At 63.5% G+C, this 24,257-nt stretch carries 27 protein-coding genes, 1 tRNA gene and 1 pseudogene; 8 read left to right on the top strand and 21 right to left on the bottom strand.

Going from position 1 to position 24,257, the window contains the following annotated elements; genetic code table 11:
• Window positions 1-10: 10 nt before the first annotated feature.
• Both atpG and CON76_RS13115 read right to left on the bottom strand, forming a co-directional pair.
• The gene (gene atpG / locus CON76_RS08595; protein WP_101102946.1) at window positions 11-877 is read right to left on the bottom strand and encodes a F0F1 ATP synthase subunit gamma; all 867 of its coding nucleotides are present in this window, start codon (window positions 875-877) and stop codon (window positions 11-13) included.
• 28 nt (window positions 878-905) lie between these two features.
• Entirely contained in the window at window positions 906-1,745 is an 840-nt protein-coding gene (locus tag CON76_RS13115) for a F0F1 ATP synthase subunit alpha (RefSeq protein WP_169929021.1), read from the bottom strand.
• On the opposite strand from CON76_RS13115, the gene CON76_RS13120 reads away from it, so the two are divergent.
• Window positions 1,719-1,803: transfer RNA gene (locus CON76_RS13120), tRNA-Pro, on the top strand. The genes CON76_RS13115 and CON76_RS13120 overlap by 27 nt on opposite strands.
• A 425-nt stretch (window positions 1,804-2,228) precedes the next feature.
• On the opposite strand, the pseudogene CON76_RS13855 reads toward CON76_RS13120, so the two are convergent.
• The 6 genes and pseudogenes from CON76_RS13855 to CON76_RS08625 all read right to left on the bottom strand — a co-directional run.
• A pseudogene (locus CON76_RS13855) lies at window positions 2,229-2,459 on the bottom strand (F0F1 ATP synthase subunit alpha); the annotation flags it as partial.
• A 42-nt stretch (window positions 2,460-2,501) separates the two neighbouring features.
• Window positions 2,502-3,032: a F0F1 ATP synthase subunit delta gene (locus CON76_RS08605; RefSeq protein ID WP_101102948.1), complete on the bottom strand. Its 531-nt coding sequence runs from the start codon at window positions 3,030-3,032 to the stop codon at window positions 2,502-2,504.
• 22 nt (window positions 3,033-3,054) lie between these two features.
• Window positions 3,055-3,525, bottom strand: a complete 471-nt coding sequence (locus CON76_RS08610) for a F0F1 ATP synthase subunit B (RefSeq protein WP_101102949.1) — start codon at window positions 3,523-3,525, stop codon at window positions 3,055-3,057.
• A gap of 36 nt (window positions 3,526-3,561) precedes the next feature.
• Window positions 3,562-3,810: a F0F1 ATP synthase subunit C gene (gene atpE / locus CON76_RS08615; RefSeq protein WP_101102950.1), complete on the bottom strand. Its 249-nt coding sequence runs from the start codon at window positions 3,808-3,810 to the stop codon at window positions 3,562-3,564.
• Between the two features lie 54 nt (window positions 3,811-3,864).
• Complete coding sequence (atpB, locus tag CON76_RS08620) at window positions 3,865-4,758, bottom strand: F0F1 ATP synthase subunit A (RefSeq protein ID WP_101102951.1); 894 nt, start codon at window positions 4,756-4,758, stop codon at window positions 3,865-3,867.
• 23 nt (window positions 4,759-4,781) lie between these two features.
• Window positions 4,782-5,279: an ATP synthase subunit I gene (locus CON76_RS08625; protein WP_101102952.1), complete on the bottom strand. Its 498-nt coding sequence runs from the start codon at window positions 5,277-5,279 to the stop codon at window positions 4,782-4,784.
• Between the two features lie 211 nt (window positions 5,280-5,490).
• Here CON76_RS08625 and CON76_RS08630 point away from each other — a divergent pair, with 211 nt between their 5' ends.
• The 5 genes from CON76_RS08630 to CON76_RS08650 are packed head-to-tail and all read left to right on the top strand — an operon-like array spanning window position 5,491 to window position 9,673.
• The gene (locus tag CON76_RS08630) at window positions 5,491-5,799 is read left to right on the top strand and encodes a YbeD family protein (protein WP_101102953.1); all 309 of its coding nucleotides are present in this window, start codon (window positions 5,491-5,493) and stop codon (window positions 5,797-5,799) included.
• Window positions 5,796-6,479, top strand: a complete 684-nt coding sequence (lipB, locus tag CON76_RS08635; protein WP_101102954.1) for a lipoyl(octanoyl) transferase LipB — start codon at window positions 5,796-5,798, stop codon at window positions 6,477-6,479. Before CON76_RS08630 ends, lipB begins: the two co-directional genes overlap by 4 nt.
• A gap of 52 nt (window positions 6,480-6,531) precedes the next feature.
• On the top strand, window positions 6,532-7,512 hold the full coding sequence (lipA, locus tag CON76_RS08640; protein ID WP_101102955.1) for a lipoyl synthase: 981 nt from the start codon (window positions 6,532-6,534) through the stop codon (window positions 7,510-7,512).
• Window positions 7,512-8,249: a nucleotidyltransferase family protein gene (locus CON76_RS08645; protein ID WP_101102956.1), complete on the top strand. Its 738-nt coding sequence runs from the start codon at window positions 7,512-7,514 to the stop codon at window positions 8,247-8,249. Before lipA ends, CON76_RS08645 begins: the two co-directional genes overlap by 1 nt.
• Before the next feature lie 26 nt (window positions 8,250-8,275).
• Window positions 8,276-9,673 carry an aminopeptidase P N-terminal domain-containing protein gene (locus tag CON76_RS08650; protein ID WP_101102957.1) on the top strand — a complete coding sequence of 466 codons (1,398 nt, stop codon included), beginning with the start codon at window positions 8,276-8,278 and terminating at the stop codon, window positions 9,671-9,673.
• Between the two features lie 2 nt (window positions 9,674-9,675).
• Here the strand turns inward: CON76_RS08650 and CON76_RS08655 are convergent, their stop codons facing one another.
• The 5 genes from CON76_RS08655 to CON76_RS08675 all read right to left on the bottom strand — a co-directional run bounded on the left by CON76_RS08655 (window position 9,676) and on the right by CON76_RS08675 (window position 14,127).
• On the bottom strand, window positions 9,676-10,092 hold the full coding sequence (locus CON76_RS08655; protein WP_101102958.1) for a M20/M25/M40 family metallo-hydrolase: 417 nt from the start codon (window positions 10,090-10,092) through the stop codon (window positions 9,676-9,678).
• A gap of 279 nt (window positions 10,093-10,371) precedes the next feature.
• The gene (locus tag CON76_RS08660) at window positions 10,372-11,286 is read right to left on the bottom strand and encodes an amidohydrolase (RefSeq protein ID WP_101102959.1); all 915 of its coding nucleotides are present in this window, start codon (window positions 11,284-11,286) and stop codon (window positions 10,372-10,374) included.
• A 237-nt stretch (window positions 11,287-11,523) separates the two neighbouring features.
• Window positions 11,524-12,726, bottom strand: a complete 1,203-nt coding sequence (gene pcaF / locus CON76_RS08665) for a 3-oxoadipyl-CoA thiolase (RefSeq protein WP_101102960.1) — start codon at window positions 12,724-12,726, stop codon at window positions 11,524-11,526.
• Between the two features lie 22 nt (window positions 12,727-12,748).
• Window positions 12,749-13,396: a 3-oxoacid CoA-transferase subunit B gene (locus CON76_RS08670; RefSeq protein ID WP_101102961.1), complete on the bottom strand. Its 648-nt coding sequence runs from the start codon at window positions 13,394-13,396 to the stop codon at window positions 12,749-12,751.
• Between the two features lie 17 nt (window positions 13,397-13,413).
• A complete protein-coding gene (locus CON76_RS08675; RefSeq protein ID WP_101102962.1) occupies window positions 13,414-14,127 on the bottom strand; it encodes a 3-oxoacid CoA-transferase subunit A in 714 nt (237 codons plus the stop codon).
• Between the two features lie 111 nt (window positions 14,128-14,238).
• On the opposite strand from CON76_RS08675, the gene CON76_RS08680 reads away from it, so the two are divergent.
• Window positions 14,239-15,045 carry an IclR family transcriptional regulator domain-containing protein gene (locus CON76_RS08680; RefSeq protein WP_420812933.1) on the top strand — a complete coding sequence of 269 codons (807 nt, stop codon included), beginning with the start codon at window positions 14,239-14,241 and terminating at the stop codon, window positions 15,043-15,045.
• 21 nt (window positions 15,046-15,066) lie between these two features.
• Here the strand turns inward: CON76_RS08680 and CON76_RS08685 are convergent, their stop codons facing one another.
• The 5 genes from CON76_RS08685 to benA all read right to left on the bottom strand — a co-directional run bounded on the left by CON76_RS08685 (window position 15,067) and on the right by benA (window position 20,317).
• Window positions 15,067-16,413 (bottom strand): MFS transporter, encoded by a 1,347-nt coding sequence (locus CON76_RS08685; protein WP_101102964.1) that lies wholly within the window; start codon window positions 16,411-16,413, stop codon window positions 15,067-15,069.
• A gap of 110 nt (window positions 16,414-16,523) precedes the next feature.
• On the bottom strand, window positions 16,524-17,303 hold the full coding sequence (locus CON76_RS08690; RefSeq protein ID WP_101102965.1) for a 1,6-dihydroxycyclohexa-2,4-diene-1-carboxylate dehydrogenase: 780 nt from the start codon (window positions 17,301-17,303) through the stop codon (window positions 16,524-16,526).
• 62 nt (window positions 17,304-17,365) lie between these two features.
• Window positions 17,366-18,373 (bottom strand): benzoate 1,2-dioxygenase electron transfer component BenC, encoded by a 1,008-nt coding sequence (gene benC / locus CON76_RS08695; RefSeq protein ID WP_101102966.1) that lies wholly within the window; start codon window positions 18,371-18,373, stop codon window positions 17,366-17,368.
• 68 nt (window positions 18,374-18,441) lie between these two features.
• Window positions 18,442-18,930, bottom strand: a complete 489-nt coding sequence (gene benB / locus CON76_RS08700) for a benzoate 1,2-dioxygenase small subunit (RefSeq protein WP_101102967.1) — start codon at window positions 18,928-18,930, stop codon at window positions 18,442-18,444.
• A gap of 22 nt (window positions 18,931-18,952) precedes the next feature.
• The gene (gene benA / locus CON76_RS08705; protein WP_101102968.1) at window positions 18,953-20,317 is read right to left on the bottom strand and encodes a benzoate 1,2-dioxygenase large subunit; all 1,365 of its coding nucleotides are present in this window, start codon (window positions 20,315-20,317) and stop codon (window positions 18,953-18,955) included.
• A 323-nt stretch (window positions 20,318-20,640) separates the two neighbouring features.
• On the opposite strand from benA, the gene CON76_RS08710 reads away from it, so the two are divergent.
• Window positions 20,641-21,573, top strand: a complete 933-nt coding sequence (locus CON76_RS08710) for a LysR family transcriptional regulator (protein ID WP_101102969.1) — start codon at window positions 20,641-20,643, stop codon at window positions 21,571-21,573.
• A gap of 81 nt (window positions 21,574-21,654) precedes the next feature.
• Here the strand turns inward: CON76_RS08710 and CON76_RS08715 are convergent, their stop codons facing one another.
• From CON76_RS08715 to CON76_RS08725, 3 genes are read right to left on the bottom strand one after another with little or no spacing between them, the layout of a single operon-like run.
• Complete coding sequence (locus tag CON76_RS08715) at window positions 21,655-22,587, bottom strand: dioxygenase family protein (protein ID WP_101102970.1); 933 nt, start codon at window positions 22,585-22,587, stop codon at window positions 21,655-21,657.
• Window positions 22,588-22,640: 53 nt separating this feature from the next.
• The gene (gene catC, locus CON76_RS08720; RefSeq protein ID WP_101102971.1) at window positions 22,641-22,919 is read right to left on the bottom strand and encodes a muconolactone Delta-isomerase; all 279 of its coding nucleotides are present in this window, start codon (window positions 22,917-22,919) and stop codon (window positions 22,641-22,643) included.
• Window positions 22,920-22,947: 28 nt separating this feature from the next.
• The gene (locus CON76_RS08725; protein ID WP_101102972.1) at window positions 22,948-24,129 is read right to left on the bottom strand and encodes a muconate cycloisomerase family protein; all 1,182 of its coding nucleotides are present in this window, start codon (window positions 24,127-24,129) and stop codon (window positions 22,948-22,950) included.
• Window positions 24,130-24,257: the final 128 nt, after the last annotated feature.

Raw genomic sequence — 24,257 nt, forward strand, 5'->3', positions numbered from 1 at the left:
GACTTCGACCTCAAACGGCCGCGGCGCCTGCCACAATTTCCGACAGTTCCTTGGTGATCGCGGCCTGGCGGGTCTTGTTGTAGACCAGCTTCAGTTCATTGATCACGCTACCGGCGTTGTCGGTCGCAGCCTTCATGGCCACCATGCGCGCCGATTGCTCCGACGCCATGTTCTCGGCCACCGCCTGGTACACCTGCGCTTCCACGTAGCGTTGCAGCAGATCGTCGATCACGGTCGCGGCGTCAGGCTCGTAGATGTAGTCCCATTCGTGGCTGCTGCCTTCGGCCTGCAGCGTCTCGGGGCTCAGGGGCAGCAGCTGCTGCACCACGGCTTCCTGCTTCATGGTGTTGATGAACTTGGTGTAGCAGATGTACACCGCGCTCAGCTTGCCTTCGGTGTAGGCATCCAGCAGCACCTTGACCGGGCCGATCAGCTTTTCCAGGTGCGGCGTGTCGCCCAGGCCCGTCACCGTGGACAGCACCTGCGCGCCGCTGCGGTTGAGAAAGCCCACACCCTTGTTGCCAATGGCCAGCGTCTGCACGCTGTGGCCCTTGGCCTGCAGCTCCTTGAGCTGCTGCGTGACGACGCGCAACACGTTGGTGTTGAGGCCGCCACACAAACCCTTGTCGGTGGTCACCACGATGAGGCCAGCGGTCTTGGCGTCGTTGGTTTCCATGAACGGGTGGCTGTACTCCGAGTTGGCGCGGCTCAGGTTGGCTGCGATCTGGCGCACCTTCTCGCTGTAAGGCCGAGCCGCGCGCATCCGCTCCTGCGCCTTGCGCATTTTGGATGCGGCCACCATTTCCATGGCTTTGGTGATCTTCTTGGTGTTTTCCACCGACTTGATCTTGCCGCGTATTTCCTTGCCTGCTGCCATGAATGGCTCCTTAGCTCGTCTTCAGGACTCAGGCGAAAGACTTCTTGAACGCCACAATGGCAGCGTTCAATTGGGCTTCGGCATCCTTGTCCATGGCCTTGTTCTGCTCCAGCTTGTTCAGCAGAGCGGCGTGGCTGGTTTTCAGGAACTGGTGCAGGCCGGATTCAAAGGCCAGCACCTTCTTGACATCGATGTCGTCCATGAAGCCCTTGTTCACGGCAAACAGCGTCGCACCCATCAGGCTGATCGACAGCGGTGCGTACTGGGCCTGCTTGAGCAGCTCGGTCACGCGGGCACCACGGTCGAGCTGCTTGCGGGTGGCTTCGTCCAGATCGGAGGCGAACTGCGCGAACGCGGCCAGCTCACGGTACTGGGCCAAGTCGGTACGAATACCACCGGACAGGTTCTTGACCAGCTTGGTCTGAGCGGCACCACCGACGCGCGACACCGAGATACCGGCGTTGATGGCGGGACGGATGCCGGCGTTGAACAGGCTGGTTTCGAGGAAGATCTGGCCGTCGGTGATCGAGATCACGTTGGTCGGCACGAAGGCGGACACGTCACCGGCTTGCGTTTCGATGATCGGCAGTGCGGTCAGCGAACCGGTCTTGCCCTTGACGGCGCCCTTGGTGAAAGCTTCGACGTAGTCGGCGTTGACGCGAGCGGCACGCTCCAGCAGACGGCTGTGCAGGTAGAACACGTCGCCCGGGTAGGCTTCGCGGCCCGGCGGACGGCGCAGCAGCAGCGAGACCTGACGGTAGGCCACGGCCTGCTTGGACAGGTCGTCGTACACGATCAGCGCGTCTTCGCCGCGGTCGCGGAAGTACTCGCCCATGGTGCAGCCGGCGTAGGCCGACAGGTACTGCATGGCAGCGGACTCGGAAGCCGAAGCGGCGACGACGATGGTGTATTCCATCGCGCCGGCTTGTTCCAGCGCGCGCACCACGTTCTTGATCGAGGACGCCTTCTGGCCGATCGCGACGTAGATACAGGTAACGCCCTGGCCCTTCTGGTTGATGATGGCGTCGATCGCGACGGCGGTCTTGCCGGTCTGGCGGTCGCCAATGATCAGTTCGCGCTGGCCACGGCCCACGGGCACCATCGAGTCGATGGACTTGAGGCCGGTCTGCAGCGGCTGGTCCACGGATTGACGTGCAATCACGCCCGGGGCCACTTTTTCAATCACGTCGGTCATCTTGGCGTTGACCGGGCCCTTGCCGTCGATCGGGGCGCCCAGCGCGTTGACCACGCGGCCCACCAGCTCGGGGCCGACCGGCACTTCCAGGATGCGGCCCGTGCACTTGACGGTGTCGCCTTCGGAGATGTGCTCGTATTCACCCAGGATCACGGCGCCCACCGAGTCGCGCTCCAGGTTCAGCGCCAGACCGAAAGTCTGTGCACCGTCCTTGGTGGCCGGGAATTCCAGCATCTCGCCTTGCATCACGTCCGACAGGCCGTGCACGCGCACGATACCGTCGGTCACGGACACCACGGTGCCCTGGTTGCGAATGTCGGCACTGGCGGACAGACCTTCGATGCGGCTCTTGATCAGTTCAGAAATTTCTGCGGGATTGAGTTGCATGACTCTTTCCTATCCTTATAAACGTCGGGTTACCCGGCACCGTCAGGCGGTGAGGGCCGCTTTCATTTTTTCCAGTCGTGCCTTGACGGAAGTGTCGAGCACCTCGTCACCCACCACCACACGCACACCGCCAATCAACTCAGGGTCGAGTTGCACATCCAGGTGCAACTTGCGGGCAAAGCGCTTTTCCAGTTGCGCGGCCAAGTCGGCCAGCGCGGCAGACTCGATGGGGAAGGCACTGAAGACCGTGGCATCGGCGGAACCACCCTGGGCGTTTTTCAACGCGCGGAACTGGCCGGCAATTTCGGGCAAGGCCACCAGACGACCGTTTTCCAGCACGGCCTGCAGGAAGTTCTTTCCTGCGTCCCCGAGCGGGGTTTTCACCACGCTCACGATCACGTCCAGCACCTGCTGATGCGACACCTTGGGGTTGTCGGCAAACTGCTGCAGTTGCGCATTGGCAGCGACAGCCGCCAGCTCATCGAGCCATGCGGCCGTGCCGGCCAAATCGGAAACCTGCGCTTTGAACAGCGCTTCGGCGTAGGGTCGGGCTATGGTTGCAAGTTCTGCCATGGTCTTCTTTGCCTTGAGCTGTTTACAGCTCGGTCTTCAGACGATTCAACAAATCCGCGTGGACACTGGCGTTGACTTCCTTGCGGAGAATCTGCTCAGCGCCCTTCACGGCCAGTGCCGCCACTTGCTCGCGCAAGGCTTCACGGGCCTGGACGGTTTGCTGCTCGGCCTCGGCCTTGGCGGCGACGAGAATCTTGTTGCCTTCCTCGGTCGCGCGGGCCTTGGCCTCGTCAATGATGCTCTGGGCACGGCGCTCGGCGTCGGCCAGACGTGCAGCGGTCTCGTTGCGGGTAGAGGCCAGCTCAGCTTCCACACGCTTGTTGGCGGAGGAAAGTTCAGCCTTGGCCCGATCGGCGGCGGCCAGGCCGTCGGCGATCTTCTGGGCCCGCTCATCCAGCGCCTTTGTGATCGGGGGCCACACGAATTTCATCGTGAACCACACCAGGATCGCAAAAACGACCGCCTGCAGGAACAGGGTTGCGTTAATGTTCACGGTTCATTCCTTTCGGTCGTGAAAGGGATCCGGGAATTACTTCGGCAGGAAGGGGTTGGCGAAAGCGAACAGCAGGGCGATGGCCACACCGATCAGGAACGCAGCGTCGATCAGACCGGCCAGAATGAACATCTTGGTTTGCAGCTCGTTCATCAGCTCAGGCTGGCGAGCGGAGGATTCGAGGAACTTGCCACCCATCAACGCGATGCCGATGGAAGCGCCGATGGCACCCAGACCGACGATGAAAGCACAAGCCAGAGCGACGAGGCCGAGAATGTTTTCCATGATTGCTCCTTAAGAAATGGATGGAAAGAAAAAAACAAACGAACGAGGGGAAGGTCAGTGAGCTTCGTGGGCCTGCCCCACGTAGATCAACGTCAACATCATGAAGATGAAGGCTTGCAGCGTAATCACCAGGATGTGGAAGATGCTCCACACGGTACCAGCAATCACATGCCCGATACCCAGCCAGAACATCCCGTCAGCGGGGTTGAACTGCCAGGCCCACACACCGCCCATCAGGGCGATCAGCATGAAGACCAGTTCGCCAGCAAACATGTTGCCGAACAGTCGCATGCCGTGGGAAACGGTTTTCGCGATGAATTCAATCATCTGCATCAGGAAGTTGATCGGGTACAGCAGCGGGTTGTCGCCAAACGGTGCTGCCACCAGCTCGTGCGCCCAGCCGCCCAGGCCCTTGATCTTGATGTTGTAGAACAGGCACACCAGCAGCACGCTGGTGGACAGCCCCAGGGTGGTGGACAGGTCGGCCGTCGGCACCACGCGCATGTAATCCTTGAAGCCCATGGCCGGGCCGGCGGTGTGCCACCACTGGGGCAGCGCGTCCACTGGCAGCATGTCCATCGCGTTCATCAGGAAGATCCAGACAAAGACGGTCAGGGCCAGCGGCGACACCAGCTTGCGGCTGGTCGGGCTCTTGATCAGGCCCTTGGCCTGGTTTTCCACCATTTCGGACATGATCTCGACCGCCGCCTGGAAGCGACCCGGCACGCCGGAGGTGGCCTTGCGTGCGCCCAGCCACAGCAGGAAGCAGCCAATCACGCCCAGGATGACGGAGTAGGCCACCGAGTCCAGATTGAAGACACTGAAGTCCACAATGCTGGTTTGCTTGACGCTGGCAAAGTTGAAATCCTTTTGCAGGTGTTGCAAGTGGTGCTGGATGTATTCCCCAGCATTCGGACCGTGTGTACCAGCGTTTTCAGCAGCAGACATATGTCACCAATTTTTCCATTGACTTATTTGACCAACTTGGAGCGCACCGAACGGGCCAGGGCCAGCCAGTACGCCTTCATCGTCACCACAAAACCTGCCAGCAAAGCCAGCCAGTCCAACTGCGGCACCACCTTGGGCGCCGCAAACAACAAAGCGATCGTCAGGGCCACCTTGGCCAACTCCCAGAACAGGAGGCTGGCCATGGCCGAACCCGAGTGCTGCAGGCGCGTGCTGCGCAACATGCCGCGCACCCACAACACCGAAGGCAGCACCACCGCCAGCGCACCGTAGGCCGCGGACTGGGCCGCGTTGGTGCGACCCGTGAACCACCATGCCAACAGCACCACCAGCGCCCCCACCAGCAGCTGCAGCCCCACCACGCGCCAGGGCGAGGTGCTGGTCTGGCGCTGACGCCAGGCCTGGGCTTCTTCGGGCGTCAGGGGCTTGAAATCGGACGCTTCGTCTTTATCTGGGTCACATGCAGCAGGATCTGCTGTGTGAGCGGATGTGATTTTCTGCATGACAAATTACACCCTGTTTACAACCGATCGCTACTGCAAAGTCCTCAATTATACGTAGAAACCCTGTTTGGCCCAGCTTTTGGGCGAAACAGGTGTGTTGGTGCGTGCGTCCGACACCACATTTCGGTGCGGGCGCGGGCACAATAGCCGCTGCGGCGCCCTCTGTGCAGGCCGCCCAACCTCCCCCCTTCACCGCCTTTGCTGCCTGACCATGAGCGCCTCTGTTGTTCCCCCTTCTTCTGTTGCTGCGGCCCCCAACCTGGACGCGCTGATCGACTACCCGTGCCTGTTCCCGATCAAGGTGATGGGGGCCAATGTGGACGGTTTTGTGGACACCATGGTGGCGGTGGCGCGCCAGTTTGACCCGAGCTTTGAGGCCGACACCCGCATCGAGCTGCGCCAGAGCAAGGGCGGCAACTACCTGGGCATCACGCTGACCGTGATGGCCACTGATCGCGAACAATTGGACAATTTGTACCGCGCGCTGTCGGGGCACCCGATGGTGAAGGTCGCGCTGTGAGCACTGGCGGCTGGGACGTGCGCCAGCTGGGCCAGGTGGATTACGCCACGACCTACGCGGCCATGCAAGCCTTCACCGCCGAACGTAGCCCCGACACGCCCGATGCGCTGTGGCTGTGTGAGCACGATCCGGTCTATACGCAAGGGCTGGCGGGGCTGGCAGCACACGTGCTCCAGCCAGGCGATATTCCGGTGGTGCAAAGCAACCGGGGCGGCCAAGTCACCTACCACGGCCCCGGTCAGGTGGTGGCGTACCCGCTGGTGGATTTGAAGCGCGCCGGTTATTACGTCAAGGAATATGTGTACCGGCTGGAAGAAGCGGTGCTGCGCACGCTGCGCATTTTCGGTATCACCGGGCACCGCGTGGCGGGTGCTCCGGGCATTTACGTGCGGCTGGCCGACCCATTTGACCACAGCGCCTTGCGCGATGTGGCCCCCGGCGACGACCCGTTCCGTGGCCTGGGCAAGATCAGCGCGCTGGGCATCAAGGTCAGCCGCCACTGCACCTACCACGGTCTGGCCCTGAACGTGGCGATGGACTTGACACCCTTTGCGCGTATCAACCCCTGTGGCTACGCCGGACTGCAAACGGTGGATCTTTCTACAATGGGCGTATCGACCGACACCGCCACCGTGACCGAGGTGCTGGGCCAGCAACTGCTGGCCTTGTTGACCCCTTGAGGCCCTCATCGGCCCAGGCCGAACCGCCCCACTGTATTTTGCATACCACCAGATGAACACTTCCGACGTAGTGCGCCACGCCGCCGACGCTGAGAACTACAACCCCAGCGCCAAGCAAAAAAGCCAGGCCAAGACCGCACGCATTCCCATCAAGATCGTACCGGCAGAAACGCTGAAAAAGCCGGACTGGATTCGCGTCAAGGCGGGCTCACCCACCACGCGCTTTTACGAAATCAAGGACACACTGCGCGCCAACAAGCTGGTGACGGTGTGCGAGGAAGCCAGCTGCCCCAACATTGGGGAATGTTTTGGCAAGGGCACCGCCACTTTCATGATCATGGGCGACAAGTGCACACGCCGCTGCCCGTTCTGCGACGTGGGCCACGGCCGCCCCGACCCGCTGGACGCCAACGAACCGGACAACCTGGCCAAGACGATTGCCGAGCTCAGGCTCAAGTACGTGGTGATCACCAGTGTGGACCGCGACGACTTGCGCGACGGGGGTGCCGCGCATTACGTGAGCTGCATCCAGAAGACGCGCGCGCTGTCGCCCCAGACCCAGATCGAGGTGCTGGTGCCCGATTTCCGGGGCCGTCTGGACAAGGCGCTCGACGTGCTGGCCGACGGCCTGCCGGATGTGATGAACCACAACATGGAAACGGTGCCGCGCCTGTACAAGGAAGCGCGCCCGGGCGCGGACTACGCGCACTCGCTCAAGCTGCTCCAAGATTTCAAGGCCCGCTTCCCCGGCATTCCGACCAAGAGCGGCCTGATGGTGGGCCTGGGCGAGACGGACGAGGAAATCCTGGACGTGATGCGCGACATGCGCGCCCACGGCATCGAGATGCTGACCATCGGCCAATACCTGGCCCCCAGCGGGCACCACCTGCCGGTGCGCCGCTACGTGCATCCGGACATTTTCAAAATGTTCGAGGCCAAAGCCTATGAGATGGGCTTTACCCACGCCGCCGTGGGCGCGATGGTGCGCTCCAGCTACCACGCCGACCAGCAGGCCCACGCTGCCGGGGTGTGATGCCACCGCGCGCACAAGCCATGGTGCTGGCCGCCGGACGCGGTGAGCGCATGCGCCCACTGACCGACCACCAGCCCAAACCGATGCTGGCGGTACAAGGCCAGCCTTTGCTGGAATGGCATTTGCAGGCGCTGGCGCGCGGCGGTGTGCGCGCTGTGCTGATCAACACCGGCTGGCTGGGCGAGCACATTCCGGCCCGTTGGGGCCAGCAAGCGGCGGGCTTGGCGCTGCATTACTCGATGGAAGTGCAGGACTTTGGCCACGCGCTGGAAACCGCTGGCGGCATCGCGCGCGCCTTGCCACAACTCGATGAGGTGTTCTGGTTGCTGGCGGGCGATGTGTTTGTGCCCGACTTTGTGTTCAGCCCAGAAGCGGTGCAACGTTTTGCCGCCAGCAGCGCAATGGCGCATGTGTGGCTGGTGCCGAACCCGGAACACCACCCGCACGGCGACTTTGGTCTCAGCCCTGAAGGACTGGCCCTGAACCTGCCCCCTGAACACGCCGAACCGTGTTACACCTACAGCACCATCGGCCTGTACAAGCGCGCTTTTTTTGCGCCGCCGCTGTGCGACATCGCCCTGGGCAACCCGCACGGCGTGGCCGCACCGCTGGGGCCGTTGTTGCGCCGTGGCATGGACGCGGGTTGCGTCAGTGCCGAGCTGTACCAGGGCCACTGGACCGACGTGGGCACGCCACAACGGTTGGCCGCCTTGAACGCGGGCCACATCTCCATCTGATTTTTGCCGTTGTGAGGCCACCCAACATGAGCGCCATCCCGCACCAAGCCATTTACGCCGACCGCCGTGCCCGACTGGCCGCCCAACTGGGTGATGGGGGGGTGGCCATCATCCCCACCGCACCAGAACGCCAACGCAACCGCGACAGTGAATACCTGTTCCGCTTTGACAGCTACTTCTACTACCTGACCGGGTTTACTGAACCCCGGGCCTGGCTGGTCATTACCGCCGAAGGGCATACCACCCTGTTCTGCCAACCCAAGGATCTGGAACGTGAGATCTGGGACGGCATCCGGCTGGGGCCGCAGGCCGCGCCCGCAGCGCTGGGGGTGGACGAGGCGTGGTCGGTACACGAACTGGACACCCGCCTGCCACAGTTGCTGGAAAACCGCAACACGGTCTGGTACCCGTTTGCCGTCCACGCCGGACTGGAAACACGGATCGACGGCTGGCTGCAACAAGTGCGCGCCCGTGTACGCCAAGGTGCGACCTGCCCCGACACGCAACGCGACGTGTGCGTGTTGCTGGACGAAATGCGTTTGTTCAAGGACACACATGAGATCGGCGTGATGCGGCGTGCCGCCGACATCAGCGCACAGGCGCACATCCGGGCCATGCAACGCTGCGCGCGCATGCTACGTGGCGGGCAAGAGGTGCGCGAGTACCACCTGGATGCCGAGTTGTTGCACGAATTCCGCCAACACGGCTCGCAGTACCCCGCCTACGGCAGCATTGTGGCCGCCGGGGCCAACGCCTGCGTGCTGCACTACCGGGCCGACAACGCGCCGGTGCGCGATGGGGAACTGGTGCTGATCGATGCCGGTTGCGAACTGGACGGTTACGCATCCGACATCACACGCACCTTTCCGGCCAACGGGCGCTTCAGCGGGCCACAGCGCGCGCTGTACGATTTGGTGCTAGCGGCGCAAGAAGCCGCGATTGCCGCAACGAAACCGGGCAACCGCTTTACCGACCCGCACGATGCCACGGTGCGCGTGTTGGCCCAAGGCATGCTGGACTTGGGGCTGCTGAACAAAAACGACGTGGGCCACCTGGACGACGTGATCGAACAACGCCACTACTTCCGCCACTACATGCACCGCACCGGCCACTGGCTGGGGCTGGACGTACACGATGTGGGCAGCTACGTCGAACCAGGCGAACCGGGCCGCCCCACCGGGCGCAACGACCCCGTGACGGGCCAGCCGGTGCGCGAACGCCCGAGCCGCATCCTGCGCCCCGGCATGGCGCTGACCATCGAGCCGGGCCTGTACATCAGCCCAGCTGCCGGGGTGCCCAAGGAGTTTTGGAACATCGGTATCCGCATCGAGGACGATGCCATCGTCACCGACACGGGCTGCGAGTTGATCACACGCGGCGTGCCGGTAGACGGCGATGAGATCGAGGCGCTGATGCGTGGCTGACGCTACGCCATCCGCAACCTCGATCCATTCATCATTTGGCTGAGGAATTCCAGCGCCATGCCCGCCATGGCCTTGGTGCCCACCTGCATCATGCCCTCGTCAAAGTCGAACGCCGGGTTGTGGTTGGGCGCGGCGGTGTGCGGCTCCTTGCCCACCGGCGGTGCGCCCACCATGATGTACACGCCTGGAATTTCCTTCTGGAACTCGGAAAAATCTTCAGATGCCATCATCTTGGACGCTGGCATGGTCTTGCCATCGCTGATTTTTTTGAGGATGGGCACCATGTCGTTCATCAGCTGTTCGGGGTTGATGGTGGCGGAGTAGCCGCCCGGCGGGAAGGTGACTTCGGCGGTGGCGCCGTTGGCTTCGGCAATCAGCGTGGCCATCTTGCGGATGCGTTCCTTGGCATCGCGGCGCATGTCTTCTTGACATCCTCCCCGCCATTAATGGCGGGGATTCCCTCTACAGGACGGCCATGCCCGACCGCATCAGCTTGCGCCGACTCATTCAGCAAAGCGCCTACCTCTCGGACTCCCATGCGGGACGGCGAATTACCGGACATTTCTGTGCTCGGTTCCAACTGCCTAATGGCAAAAGAAGAATTTGGAACTGTTGTCGCAACGGAAGGCAGTTTACCACCAAGCAGGCCGTCCCGGCCTGATCGCTCGAACCTCGGGCTGAACCCCGAGGCTTGCCGCTCAATCTGGGTCAAAGGTGCGTAGCGTGCCTTCCAATTCCACGCTTTCGGGGATGATGTTGTTGCGGTTGCCGCCCACGAACTTGCCCATCGACAGCACAGCAGGTTCTTTGCTGATGTTGAGCTGGCGCGAGACGATGGTTTGCAAAGAGTTAACCAGTTGCGAACCGACCGAGATGGGGTCTACACCAGCCCAAGGCATGGCACCGTGGGTCTGCTTGCCCTTGATGCGGATCTTGACCACGTCGGACGACGCGAACACCGGGCCGGTCTTGTAGGCGATGACGCGCGGCAGGTTGGGGATCAGGTGGGCGGCAAAGATGGCTTCGGGCCTGGGTTGCAGCAGCGCGCCGTCGGCCACCATGGCGGCGGCACCGAATTTCTCGCCTTCTTTGAGCTCGTGCGGCGCACCTTCTTCGGCGGGCTGGAACACCAGCACGATGGTGCCCGCGATTTGGTCGCGCATGCCGGCAAAGACTTCGGCCGCGCCCATCAGCATGGCGGTGTGGCCGTCGTGGCTGCAGGCGTGGGCCACCGGCACTTCAGCGCCCATGTATTTTTGCTTCTGTTTGGAGGCGAAGGGCAGGCCAGAGGCTTCGGCCACCGGGAGCGCGTCCATGTCGGCGCGCAAGGCCACGGTGCGGCCCGGTTTGGCACCCTTGAGCACGCCGACCACGCCAGTGCCACCCACACGTTCACGCACTTCGTAACCCAGCGCACGCAGGTGCTTGGCCACGTAAGCGGCCGTCTGGACTTCTTGGCCCGAGAGTTCGGCGTTCTGGTGGATGTGGCGGCGCCATTCAACCATCTTGGGTTGCACGCGCTCAACCCTGTGCTTCAGCGCGTCGATGGCGTCTTGGCTCAAGCTTTGTGCGGTGACCAGCTGGGGCAGGGTCAGCACAGCGGCGGCCGTCATGGCGGCGGTCAGGGTCTTGGTTCGGGAAAAGTTTATGGTTTTGTCTCCAGTGATTTTTTATGTTGCAAGAACCTCCACGCCCTGCGGCGGCACAGCCAACCAAGGGCGCGGATGTGGTGATACACCCAGCCACTGCCTCACCGCCACCTATGGCCCGACACGCGGGTGCGGGAGCGGCGGCGGTACGGTATCAGGCGGCGGGTGGCGGTGCGGCGCCCAAGGCGCCGAATGTGAAACTCAGACGCGTTCCAGCACCACGGCAATGCCTTGGCCCACGCCAATGCACATGGTGCACAGGGCGTAGCGGCCACCCGTGAAGTGCAGGCGGTTGATGGCAGTGGTGGCCAAGCGGGCACCCGAGGCACCCAGCGGGTGGCCCAACGCAATCGCACCGCCCCAGGCGTTGACGCGGGCATCGTCGTCGGCCAAGCCCAAGCCGCGCAGCACGGCCAGCCCTTGAGCCGCAAATGCTTCGTTGAGCTCGATCACGTCCATTTGCGCCAGCATCAGGCCGGTCTGGGCCAGCACCTTTTGCACGGCAGGGGTCGGGCCATAACCCATGATGCGCGGTGCCACGCCAGCGGTGGCCATGCCGACCACACGGGCCTTGGGGGTCAGGCCATACTTGGCGGCGTGGGCTTCGTCGGCCAGCAACAGCGCGCAAGCGCCATCGTTCACGCCGGAAGCGTTGCCTGCGGTCACGCTGCCGTCGGGGCGCACCACACCTTTGAGCTTGGCCAGTGCCTCCAGCGTGGTGGCGCGCGGGTGCTCGTCGGTGTCCACGACGATGGCATCGCCCTTCTTTTGCGGAATGGTGACGGGGCAGATCTCGCGCGCCAAGTGACCAGCCTTGATGGCAGCGGCGGCGCGCAGTTGGCTGTGGTAGGCCATCAGGTCTTGCGCTTCGCGCTCGATCTTGAAGTCCACGGCCACGTTCTCAGCGGTTTCGGGCATGCTGTCCACGCCGTACTGAGCCTTCATCAGCTTGTTGATGAAACGCCAGCCAATGGTGGTGTCGTACACGGCGTTGGCACGGCTGAAGGCGCTTTCAGCCTTGGGCATGACAAACGGGGCGCGGCTCATGCTTTCCACGCCGCCCGCGATCATCAGGCCGGCTTCGCCGGACTTGATGGCGCGCGAGGCGGTGCCGATGGCGTCCAGACCGGAGCCGCACAGGCGGTTGACGGTGGAACCCGGCAGCTCGATGGGCAAACCGGCCAGCAAGCTGGACATGCGGGCCACGTTGCGGTTGTCTTCACCGGCCTGGTTGGCGCAGCCGTAGATCACGTCGGCCACGGCGGCCCAGTCCACGTTGGGGTTGCGCGCCATCAGCGCCTTGAGGGGCACAGCGCCCAGGTCGTCGGCGCGCACGCTGCTCAGGGCGCCGCCGTAACGGCCAAAGGGGGTGCGGATGGCGTCGCAAATAAAGGCTTGGTTCATGTGTGGTCTCCAGAAAACGGTATCAGGCGGCAGCGATCGGCAGGCCGACCATTTGTTCCAGTTCGGCCAAGGTCAGGCCATCGACGATGTCGATCAGCTGGAGACCGTTGGGCGTGCATTCCAGCGTGGCCAGGTCGGAGTAGATACGCTTGACGCAGGCAATGCCCGTCAGCGGGTAGGTGCAGGCCTGCACGACCTTGCTCTCGCCTTTTTTGGTCAGCAAGTCCATCATGACCCAGGTTTGCTTGGCACCGACGGCCAAGTCCATCGCACCGCCCACGGCGGGGATGGCACCCGCTTCGCCGGTGCTCCAGTTGGCCAGATCGCCCGTGGCCGAGACCTGAAACGCGCCCAGCACGCTGATGTCGAGGTGGCCGCCGCGCATCATGGCAAAGCTGTCGGCGTGGTGGAAGAAGGCACCGCCCGGCAACAGCGTCACGGGCTGTTTGCCTGCGTTGATGAGGTCGTAGTCTTCCTCGCCAGCGGCGGGGGCGGCACCCATGCCCAGAATGCCGTTCTCGCTGTGCAGCACGACTTCCATGCCCTCGGGCAGGTAGTTGGCCACCAGCGTGGGCTGGCCAATGCCAAGGTTGACGTAGGCACCGTCAAAAATGTCTTGGGCCACGCGCTGGGCCAGTGCTTGCTTGGTGCGCTTGGTGTAGTTGCTCATGGTGTTGCTCCTGCGGCTCAAGCCTGTTTGAAACCACCGGCCTGGGTGGCGACGTGTTCGATCTGCACGATCTTGGACACAAAGATGCCCGGCGTGACGATGTTTTCCGGGTCGATCTGGCCCAGTTCCACAATGTTGTGCACAGTGGCCACGGTGAACTTGGCGGCGGTGGCCATCACGGGGCCGAAGTTACGCGCAGCCTTGCGGTACAACAAGTTGCCCCAGCGGTCGCCGGTTTCGGCCTTGATGAGGGCCACATCACCGTGGATGGGGTATTCCAGCACGTAGTCTTTGCCGTTGATGTGGCGGGTTTCCTTGGGGCTACCGTCGGCGTTGCGCGCCAGTTCGGTACCAAAGCCGGTGGGGGTGAAGAACGCCCCCACACCCGCACCCGCAGCGCGCAGACGCTCGGCCAGGTTGCCTTGCGGCACCAGTTCCAGCTCGATCTTGCCCGCGCGGTACAGCTCGTCAAACACCCAAGAATCGGCCTGACGCGGAAAGCTGCAAATGATCTTGCGCACGCGCCCGGTCTTGAGGAGCGCGGCAAGGCCCGCGTCGGCGTTGCCCGCGTTGTTGTTGACCACGGTCAGGTCTTTGGCCCCCTGTTCGATCAAGCCGTCGATCAGCTCGTTGGGAATCCCGGCGGTGCCAAAACCCCCAATCAGCACGGTGGCCCCGTCCTGCACACCCGACAACGCCTCTGCAATTGAGGCCGCGATTTTGTTGATCACAGATCATGCTCCTGAAAAAGCCACCCGGCGGGCGGCGGTTATTTGTTCTATATACGAACATTTGTTCGTATAATGAATTTCTACGAAAGATTCTAAGACCCAATGGCACCTTTGGCAACCCGTTCCCACCCTGATCCGGCACCCACGCCAGGCGACAGCTACGTGCAATCGTTTGCGCGCGGGCTGGAGGTCATCCGTTCGTTCAGCGCGCAAGCCCCCACGCAGACCCTGAGCGAGGTGGCGGCCCGCACGGGCCTGACCCGTGCCGGGGCGCGGCGCATCCTGCTGACCTTGCAAACGCTGGGCTACGTCGGCAGCGACGGCAAACACTTCCGGCTCACGCCGCGCATCCTGGACTTGGGCTTTGCCTACTTGTCGTCCATGCCGATCTGGAACCTGGCAGAGCCGGTGATGGAAACCCTGGCCGAACAGGTCAAGGAATCGTGCTCGGCGGCGGTGCTGGACGGCAGCGACATCGTTTACGTGCTGCGGGTGCATACGCACAAGATCCTGTCGCTCAACTTGGGGGTGGGTTCGCGCCTGCCCGCGTACTGCACGTCGATGGGCCGCGTGCTGCTGGCCGGTTTGCCCGACGATGAGGTGGAACGCCGTTTGCGGGCCAGCGACTTGCAGCCACGCACCGCACGCAGCCTCACCAGCGTGCCAGCGCTGCTGGCTGAAATCCGCCAAGTGCGGGCACAAGACTGGTGCGTGCTGGACCAAGAGCTGGAAGACGGCCTGATCTCGATTGCCGCGCCGGTGTTGAATGCGGCGGGCGAAGCGGTGGCGGCACTCAACGTCTCGGGGCAGGCACACCGCAGCAACGCCCAGACCATGCAGCAAACCATGTTGCCCGCGTTGCGAGCGGCGGCCAGCACCGTCTCGCAACTGCTGCGTTCATCGGGGCACGCGGTCTGAATCACGCACGGGCCCCAAGACTCACACCGCTGGCGCGGGCTTGAGCGCGGCCTGCGCCGCCACATTGGACTGGCGCACGGTGAACACCAGCATCGCCAGCGTGGCCACCGCCCCCGGAACCGCAAACGCCAGGAAGTTGAGCTGCAGCGGCAGCTGCGCCGTCATCAGCGCCCCGCCCAGCAGCGGGCCCACAATCGCGCCATTGCGGCCAATGCCCGAGGCCCAGCCCAGGCCGGTGGAACGGATGGACAGGCCGTAGTACTGCGCCGTGCCCGCGTACAGCAAAATCTGCGTGCCAATGGTGGTGGCGCCGGCCACAAAAATCAGCAGGTACAGCACCGGGGTCGGGCTCTTGAAGCCCAGCAGGCTGATCGACACCGCCGCGGCCAGAAAGAAGCCCATCATCACCTTGCTCAGGCTGAAGCGGTCGCCCAGCCAGCCGCCCAGGATGGCACCGGCCATGCCGCCAAAGTTCAGCGCCAGCATGAAGCTCAAGCTGGAACCCAGGCTGTAACCGGCGTTGGCCATCAGCTTGGGCAACCACGAGCCCAGCGCGTACACCATCAGCAGGCAGCAAAAGAACGCCAGCCACAGGCACAGCGTGCCCACCAGGCGGCCATCGCGGAACAGCTCCAGCACCGAGGCCGTACCGCCCTTGCCCGCGCCGGTCAGCACAAACTCGTCCTGTGCCGTGAAGCTGCGGCCGGGCTCGATGCGGGCCAGCACCTTGCGGGCTTCGTCGTGACGGCCCTGGCGCACCAGAAAGCCCAGCGACTCGGGCAGGAAGTACAGGATCACCGGCAGCGTGACCAGCGGCACGGCGGCGACAAAGAACATCCAGCGCCAGCCGAACTCCGGCAGCATGTAGATGCCGACTCCCGCCGCCAGCATGCCACCCAGCGAGTAGCCGCTGAACATGATGGCCACCAGCGTGCTGCGCAGGCGCTTGGGCGCGTACTCGTTCATCAGCGCCACGGCGTTGGGCATCAGGCCACCGCAGCCCAGGCCGGCAATGAAGCGGAAGATGCCGAACTCGGTCGGCGTGCGGGCAAAGCCGTTCACGATGGTGGCCAACGAAAACAGCGCAAAGCAGATGGCGATGCCTTTTTTGCGGCCAATTTTGTCGGCCAGCGGGCCAAAAAACAGCGCCCCGGCCATCATGCCAAACAAGGCGTAACTGCCCAAAGCACCGGCCTGTAATGGGGTCAGACCCCATTCTTTCATGATAGCGGGCAGCACCACGCCGTAGATGAACAGGTCGTAGCCGTCGAAAATCAGCACCAGCGCGCACAGGCACATCACCATCCAGTGAAAGCCGGTGAAGCGCGCGTGGTCAATGACGCCGTGGACGTCGATCTTTTGGGTCATGGGGGTCTCCTCTGCCGCATACATTGCGGGCAGATGTTGTGAACGGGGCCGCGCCAGACAGCCCCAGATCGGTGGTCAAGGTGGGGGAGAAACGGGAGCGCGCGGCGCGATCAGCCGAGATCGCCGCCGCCCACGGGCAGCGTCACGCCTGTGATGTAGGAGGCCTCGTCCGAGGCCAGGAACAGGATGGCACCGACTTGTTCGTCGATGGTGCCGTAGCGCTTCATCAGGCTGGAGTCGATGGTCTGGTCGATGATCTGCTGGTACCAGGCCTTTTCCTGCTCGGTTTGCTCGGCGGCGTTGCGCGGAATGCGGCGCGGCGGCGCTTCGGTGCCGCCGGTGGCAATCGCGTTGACACGCACACCGCGTTGCGCAGTTTCAAACGCCAGGCACGCGGTCAGGGCATTGACACCGCCCTTGGCCGCACCGTAGGGCACGCGGTTGATGGCGCGCGTGGCGATCGACGAGATGTTGACGATCACGCCCTGGCCCTGCTCCAGCATCTGCGGCAGCACGGCGTGGCAGCACCACAGCGTCGGGAACAGCGAGCGGCGCACCTCGGCCTCGATCTCGTTGACCTGGTAGTGCTCGAACGGCTTGGCCCAGATGGTGCCGCCCACGTTGTTGATGAGCACATCGATACGGCCAAAGTGGGCCGCCGCCTCCTGCATCACGTGCTGGCAATCGGCGGCCTGCTCCATGTCGGCGGTCAGGGTCAGCACCTCGGTGCCCTGGGCGGTGAGCTGGTCGCGCAGCTCGAACACCAGCTCCGAGCGGTCCACCAGCACCAGCTTGGCGCCTTCGGCGGCCATGCGTTCGGCCACACCTTTGCCGATGCCCTGGGCCGCGCCCGTGATCACGGCCACCTTGTTCTCAAAACGTGGTTTCATGGGGAAACTCCAAAAAAGGCCCGGTCACAAACCGGGCCGAATGCAAGACAAACGGAAACGGATCAGGCGCTGGCCGAGAACTTCTCGTGGTAGAAGTTGGCGGGCTTGATGCCCTGGTTGCGCATGTACTGGTTCACCGCTTCCACCATGGGCGGCGGGCCGCACAGGTAGATGTCCACCTCGCCGGCGTTGAGCTGCGCGGGCTGGATGTGGTTGGTCACGTAACCCTTGTTGGGGTAGGTGCTGTCGGGGCTGGCCACGCAAGCGGCCCACGTGAAGTTGGGGATCTGCGCCTTGAAAGCGTCCAGCTTGTCCAGGTCCACCAGGTCGGCGTCGTGGGTCACGCCGTAGATCAGGTGGATCGGGAACGCGCTGCCCTGCTCGGCAATCTTTTCCAGCATGGCGGTGAACGGGGCCAGGCCGGTGCCGCCCGCCAGCATCAGCAGCGGGCGCTTGATGTCGCGCAGGTAGAAGCTGCCCAGCGGGCCTGCCAGCTTCATGGCAGCGCCAGGTTGTGCCTGGCCGGTCAGGAAGCCGCTCATCTTGCCGTTGGGCACGTTGCGGATCAGGAACGACACCTCGCCATTCTTGACCAGCGAACTGAACGAGTAGGCGCGGCTCTCTTCAGTGCCCGGAATCTGCAGGTTGACGTACTGGCCCGGCAGGAACGACAGCTTGTCGAGCGACTCGCCCTGGATGGTCAGGGAGATGGTGCTGGGCGACTGCTGGCGCACCTCCTTCACGGCCACGTCGTAGCTGGCCTGCTGGGTCTTGCACACCGCCGAGGAGGCCGGCACGCGCACCACGCAGTCGCTTTGGGCGCGCATCTGGCACGTCAGCACATAGCCTTCCTTGGCCTCGTCGTCGCTCAGGGCGTCCTCGATGTAGTCGCCCATGGTGTAGGTGCCGGATTCGGCAAAACACTTGCAGGTGCCGCAAGCGCCGTCGCGGCAGTCGAGCGGGATGTTGACGCCCTGGCGGTAGGCGGCGTCGGCGACGGTTTCGGTCGGGTTCGCTTCAATGAAGCGGGTCACGCCGTCTTCAAACTGGAAGGCAATGTGGTGTGTCATGTCAAATCCATAAAGGCCACAGCTTACTTTTTTTTCAAGTACGCCGTGGCCCGTAGCTCAAACAACGCTCAGAGGCAGATCACGTCGATGACGTGGTGGATGTAGTCGTTCTTGATCACGACGTACTTCTTCTTGATCTGCGGCTGCGCGCCCGAGAAGTCGATGGTGTACACCGAATGGCCAAAGTAGCTGTCGGTGGTGTGGTAGCGGTAGCTCAGGTTGAACCAGTTGAAGCGCACCGTCACCAGATCGCCGTCTTGCGACACGATCTCGATGTTGGACAGGTTGTGGCCGGTGCGCGGCTCGGGCATGCTGGCCGCCGAACGCTCGGTCTTGATGCGGAACACGCGGTCTTCCAGGCCACCACGGTTGGCGTAGTAGATCAGGGAGATCTCGTTTTGCGGGTTGGCGGTCAGCGTGTTGTCGTCGTCCCACGACGGCACCCAGTACTCGGCGTCGGGCGCGTAGCACTCGAGCCATTCTTCAAACTGCTTGTCGTCCAGCAGGCGGGCTTCGCGGAACAGGAAGGCTTGGACTTGTTCGATCGTCACGGACATGGCGTGTGTCTCCTCAATGGGGTTACTTGGACTCGGCTTGGGCCTTGACGGCGGCTTGCATCACGTCCATCCAGTAGCGGTGCTGGGTGGTGTACAGGCCTTCGTCCTCGGTCTTGACACCGCTGAGGATGGGCTCCAGACCGATGGACTGGGCGGCTTCGTCGGCGCCCTGCACCCAGTGCTTGGAGCCACGGCACATGTCGTTCCATTCCAGCGCGATGCCGTTGTAGCCCTCTTGGCAGGCGCGGAATTCTTCCAGGTCGTCCGGGGTGGCCATGCCAGTGGCGTTGAAGAAGTCCTCGTACTGGCGGATGCGGCGCGCGCGCGCTTCCGGTGCCTCACCCTTGGGGGCGATGCAGTAGATGGTGACTTCGGTCTTGTTGACGGCGATGGGGCGCAGCACGCGGATCTGCGAGCTGAACTGGTCCATCAGGTACACGTTGGGGTACAGGCACAGGTTGCGCGAGCGGTTGATCATCCAGTCGGCGGTGGCCTGGCCGTACTTGGCCACCAGCTCGTCGCGGATGGGGTAAGCCGGGCGGTCTTGCGGGTTGGCCCACTCGGTCCACAGCAGGATATGGCCGTTTTCGAACGAGTAGGAACCACCGCCGTTCTTGGCCCACTGGCCGGCGTCCATCGCCTTGATCTCGTCACCGGCGTCGCGCTGCTTGCGGGCGTTGGTGGTGGCGGCGTAGTTCCAGTGCACCGAGCTCACGTGGTAGCCGTCGGCACCGTTTTCGGCCTGGATCTTCCAGTTGGCATCAAAGGTGTAGGTGGAGCTGCCGCGCAGCACTTCCAGGCCCTCGGGCGACTGGTCCACAATCATGTCGATGATCTTGGTGGTGCCGCCCAGGAATTCGGTCAGGGGCTTGACGTCGGCGTTGAGGCTGCCAAACAGGAAGCCGCGGTAGCTCTCGAAGCGCGCCACCTTCTTCAGGTCGTGGCTGCCGTTCTTGTTGAACGATTCGGGGTAGCCGGCCGCTTCGCCGCCGTCCTTGACTTTCAGCAGCTTGCCGCTGTTGTTGAACGTCCAGCCGTGGAAGGTGCAGGTAAAGTTGGACTTGTTGCCCTTCTTGTGGCGGGCCAGGGTGGCGCCACGGTGCGAACAGGCGTTGATCAGCGCGTTGAGCTGGCCGTCCTTGTTGCGGGTGATCATGATCGGCTGGCGGCCGATGTTGGTGGTGTAGTAGTCGCCGTTGTTCGGGATCTGGCTCTCGTGGGCCAGGTAGATCCAGTTGCCTTCGAAGATGTGCTTCATCTCGAGCTCGAACAGCTCCTCGTCGGTAAAGGCGGAGCGGTGGACGCGGTACTCGCCCTTGTCGTGGTCTTCGACCAGCATGCCGTTGAGTCGCTCTTGCAGGCTGGCTTTTTGCATCGGGTTGCTCATGGAAAGATCTCCGGTTCTCTTGTCTGTCAAAAAAGAGGGAGCTGGAGCCGTCCAGGAGGCAAGGGCTGGCGCGGACGCACCTTTTGGGCGCGGTACCGAACCGCCGCCGCACGGGCGTTGCGGGGACTTGTCTCCTGCGACGGGGCCACCGCCCAGTCATCAAGTGTTGTGGGACTGGGTGCTGCAGCGCCCCGGTTTGTTGTGCAAGCCGGCACGTGCGGCCCAAGCCACCGTTTTTTATGTTTGATGGGAGTCATCTTACCCACAAGCGCGGCCCGGATCCAAGACTGTTTTAGACTCACTTCATACCCAAAAGGCATAGCATGGATCTCAGGCACCTGAAATACTTCATCGCGGTGGCGGAAGAGCGCAGCTTCACGCAAGCAGCGCAGCGGCTGCACATCTCGCAGCCGCCGCTGAGCCGCCAGATCCAGCAGCTGGAAGAGGAGCTGGGCCTGCAGCTGCTCGACCGCGAGGCGCGGCCGCTGCGCCTGACCGAGGCCGGGCGCTTTTTCTATGGCCGCGCGCTGCGGCTGCTGGAGCAAGTCAACGAGGCCGTCCACATGACGCGGCGCGTGGCGCAGCTGGAACGCCGGCTGGTGATCGGGTTTGTGCCCTCCACCATCTACGGCGCCCTGCCCCGCATTGCGCGCATGTTCCGCAGCCTGCAGCCGCAGACCGAGCTGATGCTGGTGGAAAAGACCTCGGTCGAGCAGCTGGCCGAACTCAAGTCCGGGCGCATCGATGTCGGCTTTGGCCGCATCCGGCTCGACGACAGCAGCATCAAGCGCGAGGTGTTGCGCGAGGAATCGCTGGTGCTGGCCATGCCCAGCGACCACCCGCTGGCGCGCGACAGCGGCCCGGTGACGCTGGCACAGGCCGCACGCTACCCGCTGCTGGTGTACCCGCGCCTGCCCCGGCCCAGCTACGCGGACCACGTGCTGTCGCTGTTCCGCGACCAGGGCGTGGAGCCGCGCGCCGTGCATGAGGTGCAGGAGATGCAGACCGCGCTCGGGCTGGTGGCCTCGGGCATGGGGGTGTGCGTGGTGCCCAGCAGCGCACAGAAGCTGCGCCGCGACGAGGTGGCCTACCGCTGCCTGGCCGAGGTGCAGGCGGTCTCGCCCATCATCATGAGCACGCGCCTCAACGACCAGTCGCCCGACATCGACACTCTGCGCGCTGCCATTGAGGCCATCTACCAGGCCGAAGGCTGGCTGCCCCCGTTTGGCGCCAGCCAGTACCCGCCGCAGCCATAAAAAAAGCCGACCCCGGCATGGCTGCACGGAATCGGCGATTCAGCTTTCAACGCCACCGGGCACGCGGCCCGGCAGGGATGATTACTTGTTCAGGGCCTTGGCCACGCGGGTGCGCGGGTCGGTGTCGTCTTCCTTGACGGCTTGCTGCATCTTGAAGTCGAACTTGGCGCGCACGAACGGTGCGTTGATGCCCAGCGACTCGTAGCCAGCCGGTGCCACGTTTTCTTCCAGGTTCAGCACCAGGGCTTCGCGGGTGGCGAAAGCGAAGTCGTCGTCGATGTAGGCGTCACCGGGGGTGTTGACCTGGGTGGTCAGGGTGCGGTGGCCCGGCTTGACGATGTGGAAGTGGATGTGGGCCGGACGGATGCCGTGGCGACCCAGCACGGCGAACAGCTCGTGGGTCGGGCCAGAGGGCGGAATTTCGTAGCCCGGGGCGATGGTGGTGCGGAAGCGGTACTGGCCCTTCTCGTTGGTCACGATCTTGCGGCGCAGTTCGTGGTCCTTCATGCCCGGGAAGAAGTGCGAGTAGCCACCCTTCTCGTTGCAGTGCCATGCGTCCATTTCAGCGCCCGCCACCGGATTGCCTTCGTGGTCGTACACGGTGCCTTCCATCACCAGCACCTTGCCGGTGCCGCGCAGGGTGGAGTCGTCGTCGAGCTGGGCTTCGTAGTTGAACTTCGGAGCGCCGGCCACGTACAGCGGGCCTTCGATGGCGCGCGGGGTACCGGCGGCGATGCCAGCGGCTTCGTCGGCCTCGTCCATCATGATGTCCAGCAGGCGGTCAAAGCCCAGGCCGGCGGTGATCAGGCCCACTTGGCCGGTCTGGCCCAGACGGGTCAGCCAGTCGCAGGCGGCCCAGAACTCGTCCGGGGTCACCTTCAGCTCGTCGATGGCCTTGAACAGGTCGGCGGTGATGCGGGTGATGATGGCGCGGGCACGCGGGTTGCCTTCGTTGATCTTGATGGTGTTGACACGCTCGAGCAGCTGCTCTTTGGTGTATTCGTTCTTGGTCATGGTGGTGTCTCCTTGCTTGGGGTTAAAAAACAACGGGGAAAACGGGGAACCGGTTACGCAATCGCCGAGGGGTGTTGGGCCAGCGGCGTGACGTGGATCTTCATGTACGGGAACAGCGGCAGCTGCGACAGCAGGGTGTGCAGCTCGTCGTTGCTGGCCACGTCGAACAGGCTGTAGTTGGCGTATTCGCCCACCACGCGCCACAGGTTCTTCCAGCGGCCATCGCGTTGCAGTTCTTGCGAATAGGCTTTTTCGCGGGCCTTGATTTCGTTGGCTTGCTCGACCGGCAGGTCGTGCGGGATGTTCACATCCATGCGAACCAGAAACAACATGGGTTAGCTCCAGAGGAAAAAACAGGGGTCAGGCCGTGGCCTTGTGGCCCAGGTCGATGTGGGTGGCGTTCAGGCCAGCGCGGGCGCGGTCAAAGCGGTCCAGCTGGGCCAGATCCACGGTGAGGCCAAAACCGGGGCCATCGGGCAGTTGCAGTTCAAAATCGACAATCGGCATGCGCTCGGTCACGATGTCGTCCACCAGCAGTTGGGGGCCAAACAGTTCGCAACCGCTGTGCTGCGTGCCCAGGGTCGAGAACACGTGCGCCGAGGCGGCGCTGCCGATGGAGGTCTCCAGCATGGTGCCGCCGTACCAGCCGATGTCGGCGGCTTCGGCCACCGCCGCCACCTGGCGGGTGCGAATCAAGCCGCCGTGCTTGGCCACCTTGAGCGAGAACACGTGGCTGGCCTGGGCGCGGGCCAGCATCATCGCGTCTTGCGGGCTGCACACGGTTTCATCGGCCATGATGCTGGCGCGGTCGCCCAGCGTGGCGGTCAGGGTCTTGAGGGCTTCGACGTTCCACTTGGCCACGGGCTGCTCGATCAGCGTGACACCCGCTTCAATGAGTTGCGGCAGGTAGCGGCGGGCGGTGTTGCCGTCCCAGGCCTGGTTCACGTCCACGGTCAGGGTGGCCTTGCCTTCCAGGCCACGGGCAATCTGACTCACCACCGCCACGTCTTGGGCCGGGGTGCGGGCACCAATTTTCATTTTGAAGATGCGGTGGCGCTTTTGTTCGAGGCGCAACTGGGCTTCTTCCAAATCCTTGGCCACGTCGCCGCTGGCCAGCGTCCAGGCCAGGGGCAGGCTCTGGTGGCGCTTGCCGCCCAGCAGCTGGTAGGCGGGCAAGCCGAGGCTGCGCGAGACGGCATCGATCAACGCCATCTCGACCGCGCTCTTGGCAAAGGCGTTGCCCTTGCAGAAAGCGTCCATGCGGGCCAGGGCACCGCCAAAGCTGCCGCCGTCCTGGCCGATCAGGGCCGGGGCGAGGTAGTTGTCGATGGCGTGCTTGATGCTTTCGGGGGATTCCTCGTTCCAGGACGGGCCACCGATGGTGGCCGCTTCGCCAAAGCCCGTGGCACCGTTGGCCAACCACAGTTGCACGATGACGGGGCTTTGGCGGCTGATGGCACCAAACGACAGCTTGTGCGGGCGGATGGTGGGAATGTCCAGAATCCGCGCTTCAATGCGCTCAATGGGGAAACGACCCGTCATGGAAAACAACCTTTGTGTCGGTGGGATTGGAAAACCACGCTAGCGTAAGGGCAAAGTCAGCCCGATTCCAATGGTTTATTTGCGATCAACCGTTCGATAAAAACGAATGGTGGAATAGTTGATATACG

It is taken from the genome of Macromonas bipunctata, assembly GCF_002837135.1.
Taxonomy (GTDB): Bacteria; Pseudomonadota; Gammaproteobacteria; order Burkholderiales; family Burkholderiaceae_C; genus Macromonas_A; species Macromonas_A bipunctata.